24 protein-coding genes and 1 tRNA gene are annotated in these 21,665 nt (G+C 50.6%); 15 read left to right on the forward strand and 10 right to left on the reverse strand.

The genetic code is table 11. From position 1 onward, the window contains the following. Positions 1 to 152 precede the first annotated feature (152 nt). The 3 genes from QWY30_RS07035 to QWY30_RS07045 all read right to left on the reverse strand — a co-directional run bounded on the left by QWY30_RS07035 (position 153) and on the right by QWY30_RS07045 (position 2,723). The gene (locus QWY30_RS07035) at positions 153 to 872 is read right to left on the reverse strand and encodes a M15 family metallopeptidase (protein ID WP_290239559.1); all 720 of its coding nucleotides are present in this window, start codon (positions 870 to 872) and stop codon (positions 153 to 155) included. Between the two features lie 109 nt (positions 873 to 981). Next, positions 982 to 1,707: a maleate cis-trans isomerase family protein gene (locus tag QWY30_RS07040; protein WP_290239561.1), complete on the reverse strand. Its 726-nt coding sequence runs from the start codon at positions 1,705 to 1,707 to the stop codon at positions 982 to 984. Positions 1,708 to 1,760: 53 nt separating this feature from the next. After that, on the reverse strand, positions 1,761 to 2,723 hold the full coding sequence (locus tag QWY30_RS07045; RefSeq protein ID WP_290239563.1) for a Bug family tripartite tricarboxylate transporter substrate binding protein: 963 nt from the start codon (positions 2,721 to 2,723) through the stop codon (positions 1,761 to 1,763). 128 nt (positions 2,724 to 2,851) lie between these two features. Between QWY30_RS07045 and thrS the strand changes: the two genes are divergently transcribed. From thrS to ptsP, 6 genes are read left to right on the forward strand one after another with little or no spacing between them, the layout of a single operon-like run. After that, positions 2,852 to 4,801 (forward strand): threonine--tRNA ligase, encoded by a 1,950-nt coding sequence (gene thrS / locus QWY30_RS07050; protein ID WP_290239564.1) that lies wholly within the window; start codon positions 2,852 to 2,854, stop codon positions 4,799 to 4,801. An 18-nt stretch (positions 4,802 to 4,819) separates the two neighbouring features. Next, on the forward strand, positions 4,820 to 5,362 hold the full coding sequence (infC, locus tag QWY30_RS07055) for a translation initiation factor IF-3 (RefSeq protein WP_290240080.1): 543 nt from the start codon (positions 4,820 to 4,822) through the stop codon (positions 5,360 to 5,362). 4 nt (positions 5,363 to 5,366) lie between these two features. Continuing rightward, the gene (gene gshB / locus QWY30_RS07060; protein ID WP_290239567.1) at positions 5,367 to 6,332 is read left to right on the forward strand and encodes a glutathione synthase; all 966 of its coding nucleotides are present in this window, start codon (positions 5,367 to 5,369) and stop codon (positions 6,330 to 6,332) included. Between the two features lie 3 nt (positions 6,333 to 6,335). Continuing rightward, positions 6,336 to 6,731, forward strand: a complete 396-nt coding sequence (locus QWY30_RS07065; RefSeq protein WP_290239569.1) for a PTS sugar transporter subunit IIA — start codon at positions 6,336 to 6,338, stop codon at positions 6,729 to 6,731. A gap of 42 nt (positions 6,732 to 6,773) precedes the next feature. Further along, entirely contained in the window at positions 6,774 to 7,043 is a 270-nt protein-coding gene (locus tag QWY30_RS07070; protein ID WP_290239571.1) for an HPr family phosphocarrier protein, read from the forward strand. A 28-nt stretch (positions 7,044 to 7,071) separates the two neighbouring features. Then, positions 7,072 to 8,784, forward strand: coding sequence for a phosphoenolpyruvate--protein phosphotransferase (gene ptsP, locus QWY30_RS07075; RefSeq protein WP_290240082.1), 1,713 nt, complete (start codon positions 7,072 to 7,074; stop codon positions 8,782 to 8,784). A gap of 65 nt (positions 8,785 to 8,849) precedes the next feature. On the opposite strand, the gene amt is transcribed toward ptsP, so the two are convergent. Beyond that, the gene (gene amt / locus QWY30_RS07080; protein ID WP_290239574.1) at positions 8,850 to 10,088 is read right to left on the reverse strand and encodes an ammonium transporter; all 1,239 of its coding nucleotides are present in this window, start codon (positions 10,086 to 10,088) and stop codon (positions 8,850 to 8,852) included. A 27-nt stretch (positions 10,089 to 10,115) separates the two neighbouring features. Continuing rightward, the gene (locus QWY30_RS07085) at positions 10,116 to 10,454 is read right to left on the reverse strand and encodes a P-II family nitrogen regulator (RefSeq protein ID WP_290239576.1); all 339 of its coding nucleotides are present in this window, start codon (positions 10,452 to 10,454) and stop codon (positions 10,116 to 10,118) included. A gap of 205 nt (positions 10,455 to 10,659) precedes the next feature. On the opposite strand from QWY30_RS07085, the gene QWY30_RS07090 reads away from it, so the two are divergent. The 9 genes from QWY30_RS07090 to QWY30_RS07130 all read left to right on the forward strand — a co-directional run bounded on the left by QWY30_RS07090 (position 10,660) and on the right by QWY30_RS07130 (position 17,750). After that, positions 10,660 to 10,926 carry an accessory factor UbiK family protein gene (locus tag QWY30_RS07090; RefSeq protein WP_290239578.1) on the forward strand — a complete coding sequence of 89 codons (267 nt, stop codon included), beginning with the start codon at positions 10,660 to 10,662 and terminating at the stop codon, positions 10,924 to 10,926. A gap of 93 nt (positions 10,927 to 11,019) precedes the next feature. After that, entirely contained in the window at positions 11,020 to 12,552 is a 1,533-nt protein-coding gene (locus tag QWY30_RS07095) for a YifB family Mg chelatase-like AAA ATPase (protein ID WP_290239580.1), read from the forward strand. A gap of 208 nt (positions 12,553 to 12,760) precedes the next feature. Further along, positions 12,761 to 12,958, forward strand: coding sequence for a 50S ribosomal protein L35 (gene rpmI, locus QWY30_RS07100; RefSeq protein ID WP_259659572.1), 198 nt, complete (start codon positions 12,761 to 12,763; stop codon positions 12,956 to 12,958). A 13-nt stretch (positions 12,959 to 12,971) separates the two neighbouring features. Beyond that, positions 12,972 to 13,331 (forward strand): 50S ribosomal protein L20, encoded by a 360-nt coding sequence (gene rplT / locus QWY30_RS07105; RefSeq protein WP_259659573.1) that lies wholly within the window; start codon positions 12,972 to 12,974, stop codon positions 13,329 to 13,331. An 83-nt stretch (positions 13,332 to 13,414) separates the two neighbouring features. Next, positions 13,415 to 14,437, forward strand: coding sequence for a phenylalanine--tRNA ligase subunit alpha (gene pheS / locus QWY30_RS07110; protein ID WP_290239583.1), 1,023 nt, complete (start codon positions 13,415 to 13,417; stop codon positions 14,435 to 14,437). A gap of 27 nt (positions 14,438 to 14,464) precedes the next feature. Continuing rightward, complete coding sequence (pheT, locus tag QWY30_RS07115; RefSeq protein ID WP_290239586.1) at positions 14,465 to 16,876, forward strand: phenylalanine--tRNA ligase subunit beta; 2,412 nt, start codon at positions 14,465 to 14,467, stop codon at positions 16,874 to 16,876. A 37-nt stretch (positions 16,877 to 16,913) separates the two neighbouring features. Further along, on the forward strand, positions 16,914 to 17,231 hold the full coding sequence (locus tag QWY30_RS07120; protein WP_290239588.1) for an integration host factor subunit alpha: 318 nt from the start codon (positions 16,914 to 16,916) through the stop codon (positions 17,229 to 17,231). A gap of 41 nt (positions 17,232 to 17,272) precedes the next feature. Continuing rightward, complete coding sequence (locus QWY30_RS07125; RefSeq protein ID WP_290239590.1) at positions 17,273 to 17,662, forward strand: MerR family transcriptional regulator; 390 nt, start codon at positions 17,273 to 17,275, stop codon at positions 17,660 to 17,662. Positions 17,663 to 17,673: 11 nt separating this feature from the next. Next, a tRNA-Pro gene (locus QWY30_RS07130) sits at positions 17,674 to 17,750 on the forward strand. 79 nt (positions 17,751 to 17,829) lie between these two features. On the opposite strand, the gene QWY30_RS07135 is transcribed toward QWY30_RS07130, so the two are convergent. The 5 genes from QWY30_RS07135 to puuE form a co-directional block, all read right to left on the reverse strand. Then, on the reverse strand, positions 17,830 to 18,189 hold the full coding sequence (locus QWY30_RS07135; protein WP_290239593.1) for a hypothetical protein: 360 nt from the start codon (positions 18,187 to 18,189) through the stop codon (positions 17,830 to 17,832). 29 nt (positions 18,190 to 18,218) lie between these two features. Then, the gene (locus tag QWY30_RS07140; protein WP_290239595.1) at positions 18,219 to 19,256 is read right to left on the reverse strand and encodes a threonine aldolase family protein; all 1,038 of its coding nucleotides are present in this window, start codon (positions 19,254 to 19,256) and stop codon (positions 18,219 to 18,221) included. A 58-nt stretch (positions 19,257 to 19,314) separates the two neighbouring features. Continuing rightward, positions 19,315 to 20,070, reverse strand: coding sequence for a 4'-phosphopantetheinyl transferase family protein (locus QWY30_RS07145; protein ID WP_290239598.1), 756 nt, complete (start codon positions 20,068 to 20,070; stop codon positions 19,315 to 19,317). 100 nt (positions 20,071 to 20,170) lie between these two features. After that, positions 20,171 to 20,545: a DUF6072 family protein gene (locus QWY30_RS07150; RefSeq protein WP_290239601.1), complete on the reverse strand. Its 375-nt coding sequence runs from the start codon at positions 20,543 to 20,545 to the stop codon at positions 20,171 to 20,173. Between the two features lie 98 nt (positions 20,546 to 20,643). Further along, the gene (puuE, locus tag QWY30_RS07155) at positions 20,644 to 21,594 is read right to left on the reverse strand and encodes an allantoinase PuuE (protein ID WP_290239602.1); all 951 of its coding nucleotides are present in this window, start codon (positions 21,592 to 21,594) and stop codon (positions 20,644 to 20,646) included. Positions 21,595 to 21,665: the final 71 nt, after the last annotated feature.

Consider the following 21,665-nt stretch of genomic DNA (forward strand, 5'->3'; position numbering starts at 1 on the left):
CAATGGCTAATCCAGGCAGTCCTAGGATAGAATCGATGTGGGACATCGGTATGATCTCCATTAAAAATGTTTCTTCGCAAAAACAAGTTTAATGAATACCGTTGTCCCCCGTTAATGATGTAGAGCCGCCCGAGCTATTTTAATTTTACGTTTTATTGATTTTCGTCTTCGGCGAAACAATCATGGAGCGCCAGCTCTGGCCGGTATTCAAAATGGATACTGTCATAGTGCCACCATTTACCGCCCCAAATAAATCCGTTTGCCTCAAAGATATCCACAATGCGGTTGAGACCTTCATCGCGCAGGATTTCGATTGGGAACGTTCGATGTTGACTGCCTGAGGGATGATCCCATCGCCAGTAACGTCCAAGCGAGGAGGGTAATTTGAAATCGATGGCAATGCCCAATGCATGCATGCTTAATCGGTTGGTGCCAGCAATTTTGCGCCAATTAAAAGTGCCGATACCTTGATTCATGTAATGCGAAAGCCCTGCAGAATGGATTTCTTTGCCAACTGTTTCCAGCGCGCGGGCTGCACCGTTCACGCTTGAAAACTGGAACTGACAATTGCAGGGAGCCCAGTGTATGTTCACCAGCTTTTTGATGACTTCGGACGATGTTTTGCCATACATATCAAGAAAGAGGGGCATGTGACGAAGGCGCCCCGGGTCTTCGTTGTTTTGCGGCGCTCTGGCTAGAGACCCTCTTTGATACCTTTGTCGCAATTGACTGAAGAGGTCGGCGCGGTCTAGTTCATCTTCAATGTTTTTAAATAATGTTTCTGATTCGTAGGGATATCTCTGCCCCGCGTGACTCACGATTACAAGATCCCCTGTAGGGAGTGTCAAATGGTCTGGGTAGGTTTTAGCCAAGCAACTCAATGCGTCATCAGGCGCAGCGCTTGCCTGGTTCAATACGCTCATCAGCATCGCAACGATCCATGCGTTGAGCGATGCACGCACTTTTCCGGCAGCCAAAAACCTAATTTTTTCCAAGTAAGCTGCCATAACCTGGAACGAACGGTTCAACGCCTGATATTTTCAAGCAGTGCCACATCATTGCCGCAACACTGGAAATCACAGGCTTGCCAAGATCACGCTCGAGTGCGTCCAGTACCTCGACGGTTGGCATTCCAACCCCGCTCAGAAAAACGACCTCGGCCTGCGCACAATCGGCGGCGCGGGCAAGCGAGTATGCCCGCTCTGGCGTTTCTTCATAGATATTCCTGACGTTTTCGAGTCGTCTGACGTTGACAACTTTCATGCCATAGCTTTCAAGCGCGGCTTGACCTGCAAGCGTTTGCGCCTCTGCGTAGGGTGTTCCGAGTGCGACTCTTTTCACCCCCAGATGATTCATCGCTGCAATCACACTTGCGAACGCTGAGGTAAAACGAACGTGATATTGTTTTTCGAGTCTGGCTGTCAGCTCGGCTTCACCGGCACGTCCCAGCATGTAACTCGAAGCTGTATGCGCCATGGCTATCACCTGAGGACGAATGAGAGCAAGCATTTCCGTTGGTTCGTCGATATGGTCAAGCTGTGAACGAGTCCGCTGGTCCTGGCCATCGTGTGCGCCGGGTGTGCCACGCGCAATCATCCGAGCGAAATGTACGGAGACACCGTCAGGTTTAAGTGAAAATAATTCAGGTTCTACGTTGGGGTTTCCAGGGGGTAGTAAGAAACCCAGTCGAGCACGCCATCCATCCATGATTTCTGTCCAGTTGAGTACGTTGTGTTGAGATCTTGTCAAAGTTGAGGGTTTTAATTTTTCACACCACCAGCGATTTTGGACCATTTAGCCATTTCGTCTTTAATGTGTGTATGGACCTCTTTTGCTGAACCTTTTTTGACTTGCACGGACATATTGGCCAGTCGACTTTCAACTTCTTTGCTTTGTAGTGCGATGTCGATACTTTGACCCAGTTTCTCGATGGCATCTTTAGGCGTGCCCGCTGGCGCAACAAAGAAAAAGGAAACTTCAGTAAACATATCCGGAATACCCGCTTCCTTGACTGTGGGCACGTCTGGTAGCGCAGCCAGTCGTTTGTCACCAGTGACCGCTAGTACACGAATTTTCTCGCCTTTTGCCAAACCGACCGCAGAGGCGGCGGTTGTAAACCACACTTGAATACGTCCTGCCAGCACATCGACTTGTGCATCAGAGGTGCTTTTGTAAGGAATCATGACCATGTCAAGATTGTTAGAGGCCTTCAGTTTGGATCCAAGATAGTCAGAGACGCTGCCTGAGGGGCCGTTGTAATTCAGCTTTCCAGGTGAGGCTTTGGCAAGACTGACAATATCTTGCAATGATTTTGCGGGCAGGCTTGGAGGAACGGCAACCACATATGGCAGACTGGCTGCAAACGCAATGGACTCGAAATCTTTCGAAAGATCCGTTTTGACAGCCGGATTGGTCACTTGATTAATAATGCCGCTTGTACTGGTCAGGAAAATCGTATAACCGTCGGGCTTGGCTTGAGCAACATAGTCTGTTGCGATGTTGCCTGTTGCTCCGGCTTTGTTTTCAACCAGAACCGTTGTTTTCATGATCTGAGTCAGTTGCTGGGCGACTTCTCGGGCAATCATGTCATTGCCACTTCCTGGTCCGTACGGCACAACGATAGTGATCGGCCTCGATGGGTAGTTTTGGGCACTCAGCGCCATGGGCACTAAGCACAACAGCCATAACAAACGAAGCACAATCCTAGGAGGGGTGAATTTCATGATTTTGTCTCTTGGTTTTGTTGAAATAATGTTGATTTCACGATAGCAGAACTCTGCCTGAGTGTTAATTGAATAATCGTTGAAATGGTAAACTTGCCCTTTGTCGCTTTGTTACAGGATTAGTGCTGATGCTCTCAATAACGCTCCCCGACGGGTCGCAGCGTCAATACCCCGGACCGGTTACGGTTGCCGAGGTGGCTCAATCGATTGGCGCAGGTCTGGCGCGTGCCGCCTTGGGTGGACGGATCACGAAAGACGGCCAGAGCCGTCTTGTTGACACGACGCATCGTCTTGAAAGCGACACCCAGCTTGCCATTATCACGGCCAAGGATACCGATGGTCTTGACCTGATCCGTCATTCGACGGCTCATTTGTTAGCCTATGCGGTTAAATCGCTTTTTCCAGAGGCACAAGTCACAATCGGTCCGGTGATTGACAACGGTTTTTATTACGATTTTTCCTATAAACGCCCCTTCACGCCCGAAGACTTGGTTGCCATTGAAAAGAAAATGGCGGAGCTTGCCAAAAAAGATGAAGTCGTGACACGCGAAGAATGGCTGCGCGATGACGCTGTCGCCTATTTCAAAGGTATCGGCGAGACCTACAAAGCCGAGATTATTGGTGCCATACCGGGCAATGAAACGATTAGTCTGTATCGCGAAGGGGACTTTATCGATCTGTGCCGCGGTCCTCATGTGCCGAGCACCGGAAAACTAAAGGTTTTCAAACTCATGAAAGTCGCTGGCGCGTATTGGCGTGGCGACAGCAACAATGAAATGTTGCAGCGTATTTATGGCACGGCTTGGGCGACCAAAGAGGACCAGGACGCATACCTGCACATGCTTGAAGAAGCCGAGCGCCGCGATCATCGCAAGATCGGTCGAGATCTTGATTTATTCCATTTTCAAGAAGAGGGGCCAGGCCTGATCTTCTGGCATCCCAAGGGGTGGGCGATCTGGCAACAAGTTGAGCAATACATGCGCGCCGTGTATCGTGACAATGGTTATCAGGAGGTCAAGGCGCCTCAGATTCTTGATATCTCTCTGTGGAAAAAGACCGGACACTGGGACAACTACCGCGAGAACATGTTCACGACGGAATCAGAGAACCGCGTGTATGGTCTCAAGCCCATGAATTGTCCCGGCCATGTGCAAATATTTAATTCAGGGTTGCATTCTTACCGTGACCTGCCATTGCGTTATGGCGAGTTTGGGCAGTGCCATCGGAATGAGCCTTCCGGATCGCTACACGGCATGATGCGTGTCCGTGGCTTTACCCAGGACGATGGTCATATTTTTTGCACGGAAGACCAATTGCAGGATGAGTGCGCAGCATTCACGGCCCTCTTGCAAAAAGTCTATGCTGATTTCGGTTTCACCGAGGTTCTTTACAAGGTCGCGACGCGTCCCGAAAAGAGAATTGGTAGTGACGAGGTCTGGGACAAGGCAGAAACCGCACTGATGGAAAGTCTCAAGCGGACGGGTTGCGTCTTCGAAGTTTCTCCGGGTGAGGGGGCTTTTTATGGCCCCAAGATTGAATACACACTGAAAGACGCGATTGGAAGACACTGGCAGTGCGGAACGATACAGGTCGACTTTTCAATGCCCCAGCGCTTGGGTGCCGAGTTTGTAGACGCCTCTGACCAGCGCCGTGCGCCCGTGATGTTGCACCGTGCGATCCTGGGTTCTTTCGAGCGTTTTATCGGTATGTTGATCGAAAATCATGCCGGTGCGATGCCCGCTTGGCTTGCTCCTGTTCAGGCGGTTGTATGCTGTATATCTGAACATGCGGCAGATTATGCGGCAGAAATCACACAAAGCCTGAAAAAACAAGGCTTTAGAGTAGAATCAGATTGTCGCAGTGAAAAAATTACCTATAAAATCCGTGAACACAGTCTACAAAAGGTTCCCTATATCTTGGTGGTTGGTGAAAAAGAGCGCCAGGCAGGGACTGTAGCTGTACGTGGACGTGGTGGGGTCGAGCTTGGAGTCATGCCCGCAGCTCAATTCGCTTCACTGCTAAACGAAGACGTGGCTTGTCGCCGCAATTCCGGTTCGCCTGCAACGCAGTCGGCCTAACTACTAGGAGTCGTCAACATCGCAACAGAAAAACCCCACCGCATCAATGGTGAAATTCGAGTTCCCGAGGTGCGTTTATTAGGCATAGAGGGCGAGCAGCTCGGTATTGTGAAAACTTTTGATGCCATTCGCATGGCTGAAGAAAGTGAAATCGATTTGGTTGAGATCGCACCAAATGCTGATCCGCCAGTTTGCCGCTTGATGGATTACGGCAAGTTCAAATACCAAGAACAAAAGCGTTTGGCCGAAGCGCGTGCCAAGCAAAAAATCATTCAGGTCAAAGAGGTCAAGTTTCGTCCTGCCACGGATGAGGGTGACTATCAGGTCAAGCTTCGTAACCTCAAGCGCTTTCTCGATGAAGGTGATAAAGCGAAAGTCACGCTACGTTTCCGCGGTCGCGAAATGGCGCACCAGGAACTTGGCATGCGTGTTCTGGAGCGAGTTCGCGATGACTTGACAGATATGGCTGTTGTTGAAGCCATGCCCAAGCTGGAAGGTCGTCAAATGGTGATGGTGCTTGCACCTCGCAAGAAAACCGCCACCAAAGAAGCCGCAGCCTAAAACCATGCATGTCCTGTTTGTACTGGATCCACTTCCAAGCTTAAACGCCTACAAGGACAGCTCTGTTGCAATGATGCAAGCACTCGTTGCTCGCGGTCATTCACTCAGTGTTGCCTTGCAGGGCGATGTGTTCATCGAGAGTGGTCAGGTTTTTGCTCGTGCCCAGCCTATCGGATTGGTCACGGGCGCGGACTTGCATGCTTCTGAATGGTGGACGCAGGTCGGTGATGCTGTCGATACGCCTTTGCGAGACTTTTCGGCAGTTCTGATGCGTAAAGATCCTCCTTTCGATATGGAGTATGTTTACATCACGCACATGTTTGATTATGCGCAGTCGCAAGGCGCCCGTATTTTCAATAGTGGTTCGGCCATTCGAAATCATCCTGAAAAGCTCGCTATCACTGAGTTCGCTCAATTTACGACTCCCACGCTAGTCACGCGCGATATGGCCCGCATCAAGGCTTTTCACGCAGAGCATCGTGATGTGATCGTCAAGCCCCTTGATGGTATGGGTGGCACGGGCATCTTTAAACTTTCAGTCAACGAACCCAACCTGAACGCGATTCTGGAGTCTCTCACCCACGATGGACAGCGTTCCATCATGGCGCAGCGTTACATTCCAGAAATTTCCCAGGGCGATAAACGTATTTTGCTGATCGGTGGCGAACCCGTGCCTTATTGTCTGGCACGTATACCGCTTGCCGGTGAAACCAGAGGAAATTTGGCGGCAGGTGGACGTGGAGTGGCTCAACCTCTATCTGCGAGAGACTGGGAAATCGCGCGTGAAATCGCCCCCCAACTGAGCAAAAGAGGTTTGCTACTTGTCGGACTGGATGTGATCGGTCAATATGTAACGGAGATCAACGTGACGAGTCCGACCTGCTTCGTTGAAATCACGCAGCAGACTGGGTTTGACGTAGGTGCTCGTTTCGTCGAGGCTTTGGAGTCTGCCGTCGAGCGGGCTGTTTAAGCGATGACCGTCATTTTTATCGTGGCGCATGCGCCACTCGCTTCAGCTTTAAAGGCCTGCGTCTGGCATGTTCTGGGTTGTGATCCACATATTCAAGCCTTTGATGTTGAGCCCGATGAATGTGCTTCGGATTCTGCACCCAGGCTCGCGGCCTCAATCTTTGAAAGTGCTCAAGGACAGGGCGCATTAATTTTGACTGACTTGCCCGGTGCAACGCCCTCGAACATCGCGGTTGCAGCGTCAAAGCTTTTGCATTCTCAGGGTGTATCGAGTCACGTTTTAGGTGGCGTCAATGCCTCAATGTTGCTCAAAGCTATCAATTATCGCAATGCAGCATTGGATGTTGTGATCGAGAAGGCACTTATTGGCGCCACACAGGCTGTCTTGCGTGTAGACTGATGTTATCTGCGCGAGCCAACCTTATTTCCTTATTCTTTCGATATGCCTGATCTCGATATCGTCGTGTCCAACAAGCTTGGCTTGCATGCGCGTGCTGCGGCCAAGCTCACCCAGCTTGCTGGTAAGTTCAGTAGCGAAATCTTCATCTCCAAGGGCGCGCAACGCGTGAATGCTAAAAGCATCATGGGCGTCATGATGTTAGCTGCGGGTATTCGAACCACTGTTAAAGTTGAAGCGAACGGCAGTGATGCCGATCAAGCACTCGACGCTATTCAAAAACTGTTCGATGATAAATTCGGCGAAGGCGAATAACCAGTCTGACGACTTGCGTCCGGCTCCCATGGTTTGCCTGTATGGGCAGGGAGCAGCGCGAGGATATGCGATTGGTCGTGCTTTGGTCATGGGTGCTACCGCACTTGAGGTCGCTCATTACAGAGTGCACCCTGATGCTGTTCAAGCAGAACAAGCCCGATTGAGCAAGGCACTCGAGACCACTCGCCAAGAGATGCTCGAGCTTGTAGAGACCTTGCCGGAGGACGCACCGCGCGAATTGGCTGCGTTGTTAAGTGTGCATGGCATGCTGCTCTCTGATCCATTGCTTGCTGATGAAGCTTTGAATCTGATTCAAAACAAACATTACAACGCCGAATGGGCTCTAACAACACAAGGCCAAATCCTGGGTGAGCAGTTCGCCGCGATGGAGGACGATTATTTGCGCGAACGCGGCGCTGATGTCAGACATGTGATTGAACGCGTTCTGCACGTTTTGGCGGGGTCCCGTGCCATCAGTGCACTGGATCTTGCCGGTGAGTCTGGTGAGCCGTTGATTGTCATTGCGCATGATATTTCACCCGCAGACATGATTCGTTTGCGTGGTGGCCGTTTTGCGGGTTTTGCCACTGATCTGGGTGGTGCGACCTCGCACACCGCGATCGTGGCGCGCAGTATGTCTGTGCCGGCGGTAGTGGCTCTGGGTCATGCGCGTAGTTTGCTTCGAGATGGCGATACGGTCATTATCGACGGCATTCAAGGGGCGTTGATTGTCAACCCATCCTCGTTGGCACTCGAACAGTACAAAAAGCTTCAGGAACGTTATTTAGACGACCGCATGACGTTGGCGGCTCTCAAAGACGTGCCCGCCGAAACTCTGGATGGCATCAACATTTCTTTGCAGGCAAATATTGAATTGCCGGATGAAGTTGATCTGGCACTGGCAAACGGAGCGACTGGTATTGGGTTGTTTCGCAGCGAATTTTTATTTATTGGTCGAACGGAACTCCCCGGTGAGGAAGAGCAATATCAGGCCTATGCTGCGGTGGTGAAAGCGATGCAACATCGACCCGTCACGATTCGCACTCTCGATGTCGGTGCTGATAAAGCCCTAGACGGAGAAGCGACGGTGGCGACGAATCCTGCGCTGGGCTTGCGGGCTATCCGTTATTGTTTGGCCCATCCTGATTTGTTCGCGACACAGCTCAGAGCAATTTTAAGAGCGTCTGCGCATGGCACCGTTCGTATATTGATCCCTATGGTGGCTCACATGCATGAGGTGATCGCGGCCAAAGCTGCGGTTGAGTCCGCCAAGAGAGAGTTAGACAAGCGCGGTGAGCCCTATGCCGATCATGTCCAGATCGGTTGTATGGTTGAAATTCCCGCAACGGCGATTGCGATCGATCCTTTTGCGGATGCTTTGGATTTTCTGTCGATTGGCACCAATGACTTGATTCAGTACACACTGGCGATTGATCGAGCCGACAATGAGGTGTCCGCACTTTACGATCCGCTTCACCCTGCAGTGCTCAAGCTGATCGCCAACACCATCAACGCGGGCATTCGGGCGGGCATACCTGTTGCGGTGTGTGGAGAGATGGCCGGTGACCCGAAGTTGACACGTTTGTTACTCGGTCTTGGTTTGACACACTTTTCAATGCACCCCCAGCAATTACTGGATGTCAAACGAGAAATCAGACGTGGTCATTCCAATGCGTTAAGACAACAAGTCGCGACCGCGTTGAATCGACACAGTACGATTGATCCTAACGTGCTTCAATAGAATAGTTTAAAAAAATGCCGACTGTGAGGTGATCACAGTCGGCATTTCCATATCAGACTTTCAAATTAACGATGGTAGGCAGATTCACCGTGCGTGGTGATATCCAGTCCTTCGCGCTCCATGTCTTCACTGACACGCAATCCGCACATCAAATCTGCGATTTTGAATGCGACATAGGCCACGACGCCAGACCAGATGATGGTGATGACAATACCTTCGAGCTGAACGAGCAGTTGTCCGCCAATCAGACCAATTGAATCAAGACCTGGCCCGCCAAGTGCTTTCGCATTGAAAATACCCACGAGCAGACCGCCTACGATACCGCCTACGCCATGAATGCCAAATACATCGAGGGAGTCATCCACACCCAGCATGCGTTTGAGACCGTTGACTCCCCATACGCAAATGACACCTGCAGCGATACCAATCACCAGGGCACCGACGGGACCCACCAAACCTGCCGCGGGTGTGACGCCGACCAAACCTGCAATCGCACCTGAGGCCGCGCCGAGCATGGATGGGCGTCCTTTGATTGCCCATTCAGTGAATACCCAGGCCAGTATGGCGCCAACAGTTGCGATCAACGTATTGAATAACGCAAGGGCGGCGACTTCGTTCGCTGCCAGCGATGAACCGGCATTAAAGCCAAACCAGCCCACCCATAGCAATGAAGCGCCCATCATGGTCATTGGCAGATTGTGCGGTTGCATAGCCTCTTTGCCATAGCCAAGACGTTTACCCACCACGAATGCACCCACAAGCGCTGCAATACCGGCATTGATGTGCACGACTGTGCCACCCGCAAAGTCCAGCGCACCTTTGGCAGCGAGCAAGCCTTTTGAAGTGTCTGTCGTGAACCAGATCATGTGTGCGACGGGAATGTAGGCGAACGTAAACCACAAAACGGTGAACACCAGTACGGCCGAAAATCGGGCACGTTCTGCGAAGGCGCCCACGATCAGTGCACAAGTAATGCCAGCAAAGGTGGCCTGGAACGCGGCATACAGAAACTCAGGTATGGATCCTGTCATCGAATACTTGCCGTCATCGGGATTGAACATTCCGCTGAAGAAAGACCGGGAGAAGCCACCCACAAAAGCGTTGCCCTCGGTAAACGTCAATGAATAGCCATAAGCGAACCAGAGCAAGACTGCCACAGCAAACGTGCACATGACTTGCATCAAGACTGAAAGTACGTTTTTTGAACGTACCAGTCCGCCGTAGAACAAGGCCAATCCGGGGACGACCATCAAAAGAACGAGGAGGGTGGAAACTCCTACCCATGCGATATCGGCTTTATCCATTTTTAATGCTCCGTTGATTCAATTGATTTAGAGTGCGGCTTCGCCGGTTTCGCCTGTTCGGATTCTGATTGCCTGCTCAAGCGGGGCAATGAAAATTTTTCCGTCCCCTATCTTTCCAGTGCGGGCGGCATGTTCGATGACTTCAATCGCTTGATCCACCAAACCATCCGACACCGCTGCTTCGACACGAAGTTTTGGTAAAAAGTCGACGGCATACTCGGCGCCCCGATACAATTCTGTGTGTCCCTTTTGTCTGCCGAAACCTTTGACTTCGGTGACCGTGAGGCCTTGGACGCCTAGTGTCGACAGGGCGACTCTGACCTCGTCAAGTTTGAACGGCTTGATAATGGCAATAATGAGTTTCATGTTTGTTACCTCGCTGAAAGGGTGTAACGAGGTTAAGCAAAAGCCGTGCCAGCGGGTGTTTGAATGTAATGAGGACTTTCAGCATTCAATTGCAAGGATCAATGAGCAGAATTGGTGCTAAAAATATTTATGCGCACCACTTTGGTGCCTGAGGGTTTAAGCTCGTTCTGCTCTAAACTGTCATGATTAGAAATGGGAGAGCATCATGATCAAGCCTAATGCCTGGTTCGAAGAGTTTCAGAAAAACGTCTCCGAACTGATCGCCAAGAGTCCTGCCGCGGATATTGAACGTAATGTGAAAGCATTCATGGGTCAGGCTTTTAACAAGATGGATCTTGTGACCCGTGAAGAGTTTGATGTTCAGGCAGACATGCTCAGTCGGGCTCAGCTTCGGATCGAAGCGCTTGAACAGCAACTTCATGCTCTTGAGACGCGGGTTGCCGCCCTGGAAAGTCCAGAAAAACCAAACTAGATTTCACCGGGTATTTCACGCATTGGATCAATCTATTCCAATGCGATGATTTTGCGTGAGACCCAATTCATACTGCATGGTTTGGGTCCAGCCATGTCACTTGCAGTCTTATTGAGTCGTTCTCTTGTGGGCTTTGATGCCCCATCCGTTCGCGTTGAAATTCATTTGGCGCGAGGCCTCCCGAGTTTTGGCATCGTTGGATTGGCGGATGCCGAGGTACGGGAAAGTCGTGAGCGCGTGCGCGCGGCGATCTTGAGCAGTGGTTTTGAATTTCCTCTTGGTCGCTTAACCGTCAACCTTTCTCCCGCCGACATCCCGAAAGAATCCGGTCGTTTTGATTTACCGATTGCCGTGGGTGTCTTGCTTGTTTCAGGCCAGGTGGCGATCCCGGCAGCTAGCCATAGACAGGAAGCCTCAGGCGATGCGCCTGCTTTAGCGAGTCTTGTCCTGGCAGGTGAGCTTTCTCTCACCGGTACGCTGGTGCCTACTCGAGGCGTTTTGGCGATTGCTTTGTCTGTGGCACGTACACATCGGTCTGCAACTTTGCTTGTGCCTAGCCAGGATGCTGTCGAAGCTTCTCATGTGCCCGGGATCAAAGTGCTGGGCGCGAATTCGCTTGCAGAGGTTGTGGCCCATTTAAATGGAGTGTCGCCTCTGCACCCGGTGAAGCCCTTTGGCATGACCGAACAACAAGCAGAATTTCCTTGTTTATCGGATGTGCGAGGTCAACTGCTTGCGCGTAGGGCGCTTGAACTCGCAGCTGCGGGTGGTCACAGCGTATTACTCTCTGGAACACCTGGCATTGGTAAAAGTATGCTCGCAAAGCGATTGCCTGGGATTCTTCCGAATCTGACTGAAGACGAAGCTCTGGAGGTTGCCGCGATTGCAGCCTTTGCGGGCGTTTCACAATCTATGACGTTGGCGCGTCCCTTTCGTGCGCCCCATCATTCGGCCTCGCTTGCCGCGATCATCGGTGGCGGTATCAAACCAAAGCCTGGCGAGGTTTCGCTTGCGCACAGAGGGGTTTTGTTTCTGGACGAGCTGCCAGAATTTGATCGCAGGGTGCGAGAAGCATTGCGCGAGCCATTAGAAAATCATGAAATCGCTCTCGCACGCGCCAATATGAAAGTGACTTTTCCAGCAAACTTTCAACTTTTGGCGACGATGAACCCTTGTCCTTGCGGCTGGCACGGTCATGCCCGAAGGGTATGTCAATGCAGGCTGGAACAGGTCGCCACCTATCAGTCGCGCGTCTCGGGACCGTTGGTTGATCGCATCGATTTGCAGATTCAAGTCTCTCAGGAGAAAGAGAGGTGGACGGATTTGCCTGTGGGTGAAAGCTCGGAGCAAGTTCGTTGCAGAGTGTCAGAGGCTTGGCGTTTGCAGCAAACGCGACAAGCTTGCTTGAATGCGCGGCTGAGCGATGCGCAGTTGGAGGTGTATTGCAAAATAGACTCAAAGGCAAAGTTACTCTTAGAGAGACTGATTGACCGTTATTTTGTCTCAGCTCGATCTATTCAACGTATTCGACGAGTCGCGCGGACCATCGCGGATCTCGATGGTCATCACGTAATCGATGCTAAGCATTTTGCTGAGGCTTTTCAATATCGTTTCAAGCCGCGCTGAGGAGGTGCGAGCGTGGTGAGCGCCTTCAGGCTGCAAACATTAGAAATATGTCATATAATCAAAGGCTTTCCTGGGAAACCTATCCCGGAAAAATGTAGTTCCAAAAGTACGCTGGGGTTAACAAGAACTGGATATCGGGGTCTGGCCGTCGCGCCAAGCCAATTTTCAGGGCACCTGCAGGGTACAAGTTCAAGTAACAGGAATTGATATGCCCAAGATGAAAACCAAGAAAAGTGCTGCAAAGCGCTTTCAGGTTCGCGGCAGCGGATCGATCAAGCGGGGTCAGGCCTTCAAACGCCACATCCTCACCAAGAAAACCACCAAGAACAAGCGTCAGTTGCGCGGTTCTGCAGCGGTCGACAAAACAAACGTGGCTTCAGTTAAAGCCATGATGCCTTTCGCTTGATAGGAGATCAACAATGCCTCGCGTAAAACGTGGTGTAACGGCCCGTGCCCGTCACAAAAAAGTTATTTCCGCAGCTAAAGGTTATCGCGGTCGCCGTGGTAATGTATTTCGTATCGCCAAACAGGCGGTTATGCGTGCTGGCCAGTATGCCTATCGCGACCGTCGTAACAAAAAGCGTACGTTCCGTGCTCTTTGGATTACCCGTATCAACGCGGCAGTCCGTGAACATGGCGTGACTTACAGCGTTTTTGTTGCTGGCTTGAAAAAGGCTGCTATTGAGCTTGATCGCAAGGTCTTGGCTGATATGGCTGTTCATGACAAGGCAGGTTTTGCTGCCGTGGTCAATCAGGTCAAATCAGCGTTGGCTGCTTAAGCTCTGATCAGATGTATCTGTAAACGGGGCCTATTTGGCTCCGTTTGCATTTTTAAGCTTCGTTTCTCTAAGGTTCTCAAGCGATGACTCAGAAAGTCAATGACCTGATTGAGCAGGCCCAACAGCAATTTGCGCAAGCAACCGATGCCGCTTCCCTTGAAAATGCTAAAGCGCGATTTTTGGGAAAGCAGGGTAGCCTGACCGAAATGATGAAAGGTTTGGCAAAATTGGATGCTGACGCCAAGCGTGAAGAAGGTGCGCGCATCAATCAGATCAAGCAGCAGATCGAAGCCTTGCTGAATGCCCGCAGAGCGGCTCTCGCGCAAGCTCAACTCGAGGCACGCCTTGCTGCAGAGACGATTGATGTCACATTGCCAGGGCGCGGGATGGGCGCAGGAGGCATTCATCCCGTGATCAGAACCTGGCAGCGGGTAGAAGAAATTTTCAAGTCAATTGGTTTTGATGTGGCGGATGGCCCAGAAATTGAGAACGACTGGACGAACTTTACCGCGCTCAACAATCCTGAAAACCATCCTGCTCGCTCAATGCAAGACACTTTTTATGTCGACATGAAAGACGATAATGGTTTGCCATTGTTGTTGCGCACACACACAAGCCCGATGCAGGTGCGCTACGCTCGGATGAATAAACCGCCCATTAAAGTGATCGCACCGGGTCGCACATATCGGGTCGATAGCGACGCCACACATTCGCCCATGTTTCACCAGGTCGAAGGTTTATGGATTGATGAAAATATATCTTTCGCTGACCTTAAAGGCGTTTATACAGATTTTCTTCGCTGTTTCTTTGAGACAGATGATCTCGAGTTACGTTTCAGGCCATCATTTTTTCCCTTCACAGAGCCTTCCGCCGAGATTGACATGATGTTTACTTCGGGACCAAACAAAGGACGCTGGCTGGAAATTTCCGGTTCAGGTCAGGTGCATCCCGATGTGGTTCGGAACTTTGGACTTGATCCTGAGCGCTATATCGGATTTGCGTTTGGCTCCGGCCTTGAGCGGTTGACCATGCTGCGGTACGGGGTCAATGATCTCAGACAGTTCTTTGAAGGCGACCTGCGTTTCTTGCGCCAGTTCAACGATTAATACAGTTCAGACCCGAGATGGTTCAACATGCAATTTCCTGAGTCCTGGCTCCGTGCCCTCGTTAATCCAGCAATTTCCACAGAAGAGCTTTCGCATCGATTGACGATGGCTGGTCTGGAGGTCGAGGAAACCAATCCCGTTGCGCCCGAGTTTTCGGGTGTCGTTGTTGCGCAGATTCTGAGTGCTGAACAGCATCCCAATGCGGATAAGCTTCGAGTATGCATGGTCGATGCTGGCGGCAGCGATCCGATCCAGATCGTATGTGGTGCGCCGAATGCGGCGGCCGGCCTGAAAGTGCCTTTGGCTACGGTTGGCGCAACACTTCCTGGTGGAGTTGCGATTGGCGTAGCGAAAATGCGCGGGGTCGAGTCCTCAGGCATGCTTTGTTCTGGAAGAGAACTCGGTTTGTCTCAAGACCATGGTGGTTTATTGGTCTTGCCAGAGAGTGCGCAGATCGGGGAGAGTCTTCGCGAAGCGTTGGATCTTGATGACACACTGTTCACACTGAAACTGACACCTAACAGAGCAGACTGTCTGTCGATTCTGGGTGTCGCCCGTGAAGTCGCCGCGCTCACAGGTGCTGAATTATGCATGCCTGCGATGACACCCGTCGAAGTGACTCTGGACGAAAAGCTTCCAGTTGAGGTGTTAGCGCCTGATCTATGCGGTCGTTTTGGCGGACGAATCATTCGCGGTGTTAACGCGCGTGCGGCAACCCCGGCCTGGATGATTGAGCGACTTGAGCGTGCTGGACAGCGCTCAGTTTCCGCACTGGTCGATATTTCCAATTACGTCATGCTCGAACTTGGTCGTCCCACCCATGTGTTCGATTTGGACAAGTTGGCAGAACCCAAAATGGAAATCCGTTGGGGGCGTCGCGGTGAGACCCTGACACTGCTCAATGAGCAAACGATCGAACTGGATGAAACTCTCGGTGTGATTGCCAGTGGTGGTCTGCCTGAGAGTTTGGCCGGCATTATGGGCGGGCTCGGTGTTGCGGTATCTCTGGATACCCAAAATATTTACCTGGAGGCTGCGTTCTGGTTTCCAGAGGCCATTGCAGGACGTGCCAGAAAGCTCAAGTTAAATTCCGAAGCCAGCCACCGCTTTGAGCGTGGAGTTGACTTTAACAATATTCCAGAACATATTGATTTTATTACAAATTTAATTATTGATATCTGTGGTGGTCAAGCGGGTCCTATTGATGATCAACACATCAATTTACCTAAACGTTCATCGGTCAACATGCGACTGGATCGCTGTTGTCGCATTCTTGGTATCACCGTCAGTCAAGCAGATGTCGAACAGACTTTTACACGCTTGGGCTTTGCCTATTCTGTCTCAGAGGGCGTATTTACTGTCGATCCGCCTTCTTATCGTTTTGACATCCAGATTGAAGAAGATTTGATCGAAGAGATCGCGCGAATCGTTGGTTTTGAAAATATACCTGCTTTACCGCCGATGACTCCTGCTCGGATGCGTATGCACCCAGAGGTTTTCCGTTCTGCCCATACGATTCGCAATCAGGTTGCTGGGCTGGGTTACCAGGAGGTGATTAATTTCTCTTTTGTCGAAGCCAATTGGGAAGAGTCCATGTGTGGACAAACGGACCCCATCCGATTACTCAATCCAATTGCCAGTCAATTGGCGGTCATGCGATCTTCTTTATTGCCAGGGTTGATTGCAAACATCCGCTACAACGCCAACCGTAAGCAATCGCGTGTCCGTGTGTTTGAGCTTGGGCGCGTTTTCAAGAAAAATGCGTCCGTCAAAGACGGTCCCTTAACTGTCGCCGGGATTGATCAGCCACAGCACCTTGCGCTTGCTGCCTGGGGACCGGTGCGAGAAGATCAGTGGGGGGAGGCAGGTCGAGGGGTTGATTTCTATGACGTCAAGCACGACCTGGAGTTGCTGTTTGGTGGCAAAGCTTCTTCTCTTCGCTTCAATGTACAGCAGCATCCTATCCTACATCCTGGGCGAAGCGCAGCGATCGAGTTTGATGGAAAACACATTGGCTGGCTCGGAGAGTTGCATCCACGCTGGGTACAGGAGCAGGAGTTGGCGAGTGCGCCGGTGCTTCTCGAGGTACGCCTGGATGCGTTGACTGCGATTTCAATGCCCGAGGTGAGGGAGTTATCCAGACAGCCTCTCGTTCAGCGTGATTTGGCTATTTGGGTTTCTACCGATACGCCTGTACAGGCCTTATTGGATACCATACAAACAACGATTGACCGTGACCCTTCATTGAGCGTCGTCCAGAATGTCGGTTTGTTTGACGTTTGGAGAGATCCATCCAAGGGTGACTCCAGTGAAAAGAGTCTGGCTTTCAGGGTGTCGTTGCAAGACAATGAAGTGACTCTCGATGATGCACGGGTGGATGCTTGCATGGGCAAAATTCGTGAAGCTCTCGAAGTCGGTCATCAAGCACGTCCACGATAGTCTTGGTTAACCACCCAATTTTCGACAGTTGATAAAAATGACAGAACCAAGAACGCTCACCAAGGCTGAACTCGCTGAAATGTTGTTCGATCGAGTGGGTCTGAATAAGCGCGAAGCAAAAGATATTGTGGATACTTTTTTTGAGGAAATCCGTGACGCGCTTGCACGGGGTGAGTCCGTCAAGCTGTCAGGCTTTGGGAATTTCCAGGTGCGAAACAAACCGCCTCGCCCAGGTCGTAACCCCAAAACGGGTGAAACAATTCCAATTGCAGCCAGGCGCGTTGTCACTTTTCATGCGAGCCAAAAGCTGAAGGGTGCTGTAGAACATCCAGGTGAGCCTGTTTCTGCCAGTTAGCGATACACTGGTGCAATTGTATTTAGCAATTCGACTGGGTTATGACTATTTCTGATAAGTCCGTTGTGCTTCCTCCCATTCCCGCAAAGCGTTACTTCACGATCGGTGAGGTGAGTGACTTGTGTGGTGTCAAGCCCCATGTGCTGCGCTATTGGGAGCAGGAATTTACTCAGCTCAAGCCTGTTAAAAGGCGCGGTAACCGTCGTTATTATCAGCATCACGAAGTGCTGTTGATCCGGAAGATTCGCGAGCTTCTCTACGAACAAGGCTTTACGATAAGTGGTGCGCGTAATCGATTAAGCGAAGGACGTGAAACACCGCAAGATCCCGATGCAGCTGTTCGTCTGACTGCACAAGAACTGAATGCCTTGCGGACCGAACTCCTTGGCATCAAGGATTTGCTTTCGAGTGTTACGCCGACTCTGCTATAATCTTTGTCTCTCGGGGCGTAGCGCAGCCTGGTAGCGCACTTGCATGGGGTGCAAGGGGTCGAAGGTTCGAATCCTTCCGTTCCGACCAGTTTTAAAAAAGGACTCACTCTTTCAGAGTGAGTCCTTTTTATTTGTCTACGGTCAAATCTATCAGTCGTGATGTCACCTCAGCAAGGGTATGCATCTTTGAGTGCGAATATCAAAATAATCGAAATCTCGTCGGTAGATTTGAAACTATTTTTTGCAATGAATTTTGCAAGAACCGTGTTGGTTAGATCACCCGTAATAGGCAGTTCGTTGGGGGGGCAGAAAATCATGGGTATTTTTTGAGTCTTGTTATAGACGTTCGCAAATGTGATGCCTTGTCCCATTCCAGCCGTGTAAGTGTTGAGCATTTCTTTCTTGATGGGATCTTTGTTCCATTCACGATATTGTGCAAGCGTCAGCCCTGATGCTGAAGCGGTGTTTACCATGGTAACCATGATTAAAAAAGACAGGCTCAAGAGATGACGAAAGATATTTTTCATAATTTTTTCGCTGGATCAAGGGAAGCTATTCAGGCGTGTTGTGCAATGAGTGAAAGTAGAGATTGAACTTCTTCCTCAGTCGTCTCCCAACGACAGACAAATCGTGCCAGTTCAGGACCTCTTCTGTAAAAAAGGACGCCATGCTGTGCGAGCTGATCAAGCGATTGTGCACGCATCTCGGCAAATAGTTCGTTGGCTTGCACTGGGGCGATGAGACGTGCGCCTGGAATGTTGTTGATGCCTGCGGCGAGTTGTTGTGCAGCTAAGTTTGATTGCTTCGCCAAACGCAACCATAAGTCGTTTTCGACATAGGCCAGAATCTGAGCGGAAGCAAAGCGCATTTTCGACCAGATCATCCCACCACGTCGAAGATGAAAATTGATTTTGTCAGCAACAGCAGGATTGAATACAACAATGGCATCACTGAGCAAGCCGCCGTTCTTGGTGACACCAAGAGAAAGAATATCAACGCCAGATTTCCAAGTCATCTCTGCCGGCGTGCAACCAAGGTAGGCAAGCGCATTCGCAAAACGGGCGCCATCCATGTGAACAGTGAGGTTTTTTTCGCGGGCCAGCGCGCTGATACGCTGAATTTCGGCGACTGAATAGACTGCACCGAGATAAGTGGCTTGAACAAGATTCACGGCAACAGGTTGACTCTTATGGGCTTGTCCAAAGCCCGCCGAATGTAGATTTTTTTCGAGTGAATCAGGACAAACTTTGCCATGTATGCCATCAATAGGTGTAACTTTCAGGCCGCTTCCAAAAAAACCCACGGCATTGCATTCGGAAGTGTTGATATGAGCCTCAGGGCTGCAAAAAACCGCTCCAAAAGGGGTACCTACCGAGGCGAGGGCCAGAGCATTCGCACCTGTGCCTGTCGGGATCGGAAATACTCTGACCTGTGTCTCAAAAATTTCACTCACTCTCATGTTGAGTTGCAAAGTCAGGTCATCTGCGCCATAACCAATCGCTGAGCCGTGATTCGCCCTTGAAATGGCTTCAATGATTTCGGGGGCGACTCTTCCACAGTTATCGCTTCTGAACTCAAGTGTTTGTGTATGCATGTCTGGAAAACGTCTCTTGGAAATATTATTTTTCAATATGCTTACATTAACCGAGTTTCTAGAATTCTTGCAGCCAGAGGGCTTCCTCCAGACTGGGTGTGATCTCTCGCGAGGCATCCTGTTGGCAGGCAACGGCTAAGAAGTGACCTGTTGTGAGGTTGTATTGCCAAAAGCGCCAATCAGACGGGGAAAAGTCTGACGTGGATAAAAATCGTATTTTTGGATGTGGATGACCAGAAAGATCAAAGGCATGATTTTTGAGACCCGCCGTGATGCCTAATCCCGTGGCTTTAACAAAAGCCTCTTTGAGCGTCCAGTACTGGAGAAGTCTCTTATGTTGGTCAGGTGGTTGTTGCAGGAGGTAGTCATGGTATTCGTCTTCACTTAATACCTCTTGAACGATCTCTATTCCAATCTGGTCCTGAGATAAGGTTTCTACATCGATGCCAACTTGTCCCGCCCGTGTGATGGCGACGGCAACCATACCGTCTGTATGACTCAAGTTGAAGTGCAGGTCACTTGAGTCGGATGGTTCCAAGACAAAGGGTTTTTGGTATGCGTTGGTGTGGAACATCCATCTCGATGGTTCGACAGCGCAACAGCGCGACAGGGCCGCCCTCAGTAAAGCGTGCGCAATCAGATAGGTATGTTGATCTTTTTCGAACCGAAATTTTCGATAAGTTTCCAGTTCATTCGGGGACAACCAACCGTGAAACCTCTCAAACGAGGATGAATGACTGAAAACTTTCGGTGATACGAACCAGACTTTGACTTCGTCTGTCGCAATCAAGGTGTTTGTTCTGGAACTAGACATTCAATGATTGCATGGAGATTGTTATAAATGAAAAAGCGGACAATGAATGTCCGCTTTTGGAACTTCAGAGCAACAAGCTCTTGAACGTAGTGTGCTGAACTTAAGCAGCAGCAGGCTCGGCGTGAGCAACTTCTGCCTGAGCGGCTTCGGCTTTCGCTTCTGCTTTGGCAGCTTTGGCGGCTGCACGTTTTTCAGAATGCTCTTTGTAGGCTTCTGAAGCGTGATCCCACAGATTCTTGTCTGTCACAGATTTAGAGAAGGAGTCCGCGCAAATCAAGGCCACACCGATTGGTCCCAGAGCGATACGGGCACCCAAACCAGCAACAGTGTGCACAGCACCGTTTACAAACTTACCGTCAAGCAAAAGGCTTGCGCCAGGTAGGACTGTTTCACCGATCATTTTTGCGCCGTTGACTAAAACGTTGGCGGCGTTTGCGGGTTGAGTGTCAGCACTATGGTTTTGGGCTTGCGTCATGGGTCGTTCTCCTAGGTTAGCCGAATGGGTACTGGACAAATAGCCAGCTTATTTGACGAGTATTACATCTTTTAACTATCCAGACAACGCCATTGCTGTCAATTGCGCACAAAAGGATGTGTATTTTTCCAATGACGCGCGATATCGATTCGACGGCATACCCATACTCTGTCATGCCGCGCAATGTGGTCTAAAAAACGCTGTAGTGCGATCAGTCTACCGGGACGGCCGAGTAGGCGGCAATGCACGCCTATTGACAGCATTTTGGGGTTTTCATCACCTTCCGCGTAAAGAACATCAAAACTGTCGCGTAAATATTCGAAAAAATGTTGCGCCGTATTGAATCCCTGAGGCGTTGCAAAACGCATGTCATTGGTGTCTAAAGTGTAAGGAACGATGAGATGTGGAACCTTTGTACCGTCATGTTTGGTGATTTGCGTCCAAAAAGGTAAATCATCACCATAGTAATCACTGTCGTATTCGTAGCCTCCGTGCTCGACGACCAGCTGGCGTGTGTTTGGGCTGTCGCGCCCGGTGTACCATCCAAGGGGCCACTGTCCTTTGGTGAGGTCTTTGATGATGGATGTAGCGGCCTCCAAGTGCGCACGCTCAGTGGCGATATCCATGTTTTGGTAGTGCAACCAGCGCAGGCCATGACAGGCGATCTCATGTCCTTGCTCGAGAAAAGCAGCTGTCAGTTCAGGGTGTCGCTTCAACGCGACAGCCACGCCAAAAACAGTCAATGGAAGTTTTCTTTGCTCAAATTCTCTTAAGATTCGCCAAGCTCCCACTCTTGAGCCATATTCATAAATGGACTCCATGCTCATATGTCGAGCGGGAAAACTTTCAGCTCCCACGATCTCTGATAAAAACCGTTCCGAGCCCGGATCACCATCCAAAACAGTATTTTCTGCACCTTCCTCGTAGTTCAGTACAAATTGCACTGCAATTTTTGCGCGTCCAGGCCAATTCGCTTGAGGAGGGGTCGCACCGTAGCCAATCAGGTCGCGAGGGTAGTGTTCGGCGTGAAATGAATGATTGTTGTTCATCAAGCTGTCTCGATCAGGCGGTATACGTTTGTTTGAGATTCGTGGTGTCACGATCATTGGGTTTGACAGAT

It is taken from the genome of Zwartia panacis, from assembly GCF_030410395.1.
GTDB lineage: Bacteria > Pseudomonadota > Gammaproteobacteria > Burkholderiales > Burkholderiaceae_B > Zwartia > Zwartia panacis.

What these genes read in the sequence shown, in the direction of transcription:
- QWY30_RS07135 (WP_290239593.1), bottom strand. Translation starts at nt 18,189, where the DNA reads ATGAAAAATATCTTTCGTCATCTCTTGAGCCTGTCTTTTTTAATCATG.
- QWY30_RS07125 (WP_290239590.1), top strand. Translation starts at nt 17,273, where the DNA reads ATGACTATTTCTGATAAGTCCGTTGTGCTTCCTCCCATTCCCGCAAAG.
- QWY30_RS07090 (WP_290239578.1), top strand. Translation starts at nt 10,660, where the DNA reads ATGATCAAGCCTAATGCCTGGTTCGAAGAGTTTCAGAAAAACGTCTCC.
- QWY30_RS07150 (WP_290239601.1), bottom strand. Translation starts at nt 20,545, where the DNA reads ATGACGCAAGCCCAAAACCATAGTGCTGACACTCAACCCGCAAACGCC.
- QWY30_RS07140 (WP_290239595.1), bottom strand. Translation starts at nt 19,256, where the DNA reads ATGCATACACAAACACTTGAGTTCAGAAGCGATAACTGTGGAAGAGTC.
- pheS (WP_290239583.1), top strand. Translation starts at nt 13,415, where the DNA reads ATGACTCAGAAAGTCAATGACCTGATTGAGCAGGCCCAACAGCAATTT.
- QWY30_RS07145 (WP_290239598.1), bottom strand. Translation starts at nt 20,070, where the DNA reads ATGTCTAGTTCCAGAACAAACACCTTGATTGCGACAGACGAAGTCAAA.
- rplT (WP_259659573.1), top strand. Translation starts at nt 12,972, where the DNA reads ATGCCTCGCGTAAAACGTGGTGTAACGGCCCGTGCCCGTCACAAAAAA.
- puuE (WP_290239602.1), bottom strand. Translation starts at nt 21,594, where the DNA reads ATGAACAACAATCATTCATTTCACGCCGAACACTACCCTCGCGACCTG.
- amt (WP_290239574.1), bottom strand. Translation starts at nt 10,088, where the DNA reads ATGGATAAAGCCGATATCGCATGGGTAGGAGTTTCCACCCTCCTCGTT.
- QWY30_RS07070 (WP_290239571.1), top strand. Translation starts at nt 6,774, where the DNA reads ATGCCTGATCTCGATATCGTCGTGTCCAACAAGCTTGGCTTGCATGCG.
- QWY30_RS07040 (WP_290239561.1), bottom strand. Translation starts at nt 1,707, where the DNA reads ATGGATGGATGGCGTGCTCGACTGGGTTTCTTACTACCCCCTGGAAAC.
- thrS (WP_290239564.1), top strand. Translation starts at nt 2,852, where the DNA reads ATGCTCTCAATAACGCTCCCCGACGGGTCGCAGCGTCAATACCCCGGA.
- gshB (WP_290239567.1), top strand. Translation starts at nt 5,367, where the DNA reads ATGCATGTCCTGTTTGTACTGGATCCACTTCCAAGCTTAAACGCCTAC.
- QWY30_RS07095 (WP_290239580.1), top strand. Translation starts at nt 11,020, where the DNA reads ATGTCACTTGCAGTCTTATTGAGTCGTTCTCTTGTGGGCTTTGATGCC.
- QWY30_RS07065 (WP_290239569.1), top strand. Translation starts at nt 6,336, where the DNA reads ATGACCGTCATTTTTATCGTGGCGCATGCGCCACTCGCTTCAGCTTTA.
- ptsP (WP_290240082.1), top strand. Translation starts at nt 7,072, where the DNA reads ATGGTTTGCCTGTATGGGCAGGGAGCAGCGCGAGGATATGCGATTGGT.
- QWY30_RS07085 (WP_290239576.1), bottom strand. Translation starts at nt 10,454, where the DNA reads ATGAAACTCATTATTGCCATTATCAAGCCGTTCAAACTTGACGAGGTC.
- pheT (WP_290239586.1), top strand. Translation starts at nt 14,465, where the DNA reads ATGCAATTTCCTGAGTCCTGGCTCCGTGCCCTCGTTAATCCAGCAATT.
- QWY30_RS07120 (WP_290239588.1), top strand. Translation starts at nt 16,914, where the DNA reads ATGACAGAACCAAGAACGCTCACCAAGGCTGAACTCGCTGAAATGTTG.
- QWY30_RS07045 (WP_290239563.1), bottom strand. Translation starts at nt 2,723, where the DNA reads ATGAAATTCACCCCTCCTAGGATTGTGCTTCGTTTGTTATGGCTGTTG.
- rpmI (WP_259659572.1), top strand. Translation starts at nt 12,761, where the DNA reads ATGCCCAAGATGAAAACCAAGAAAAGTGCTGCAAAGCGCTTTCAGGTT.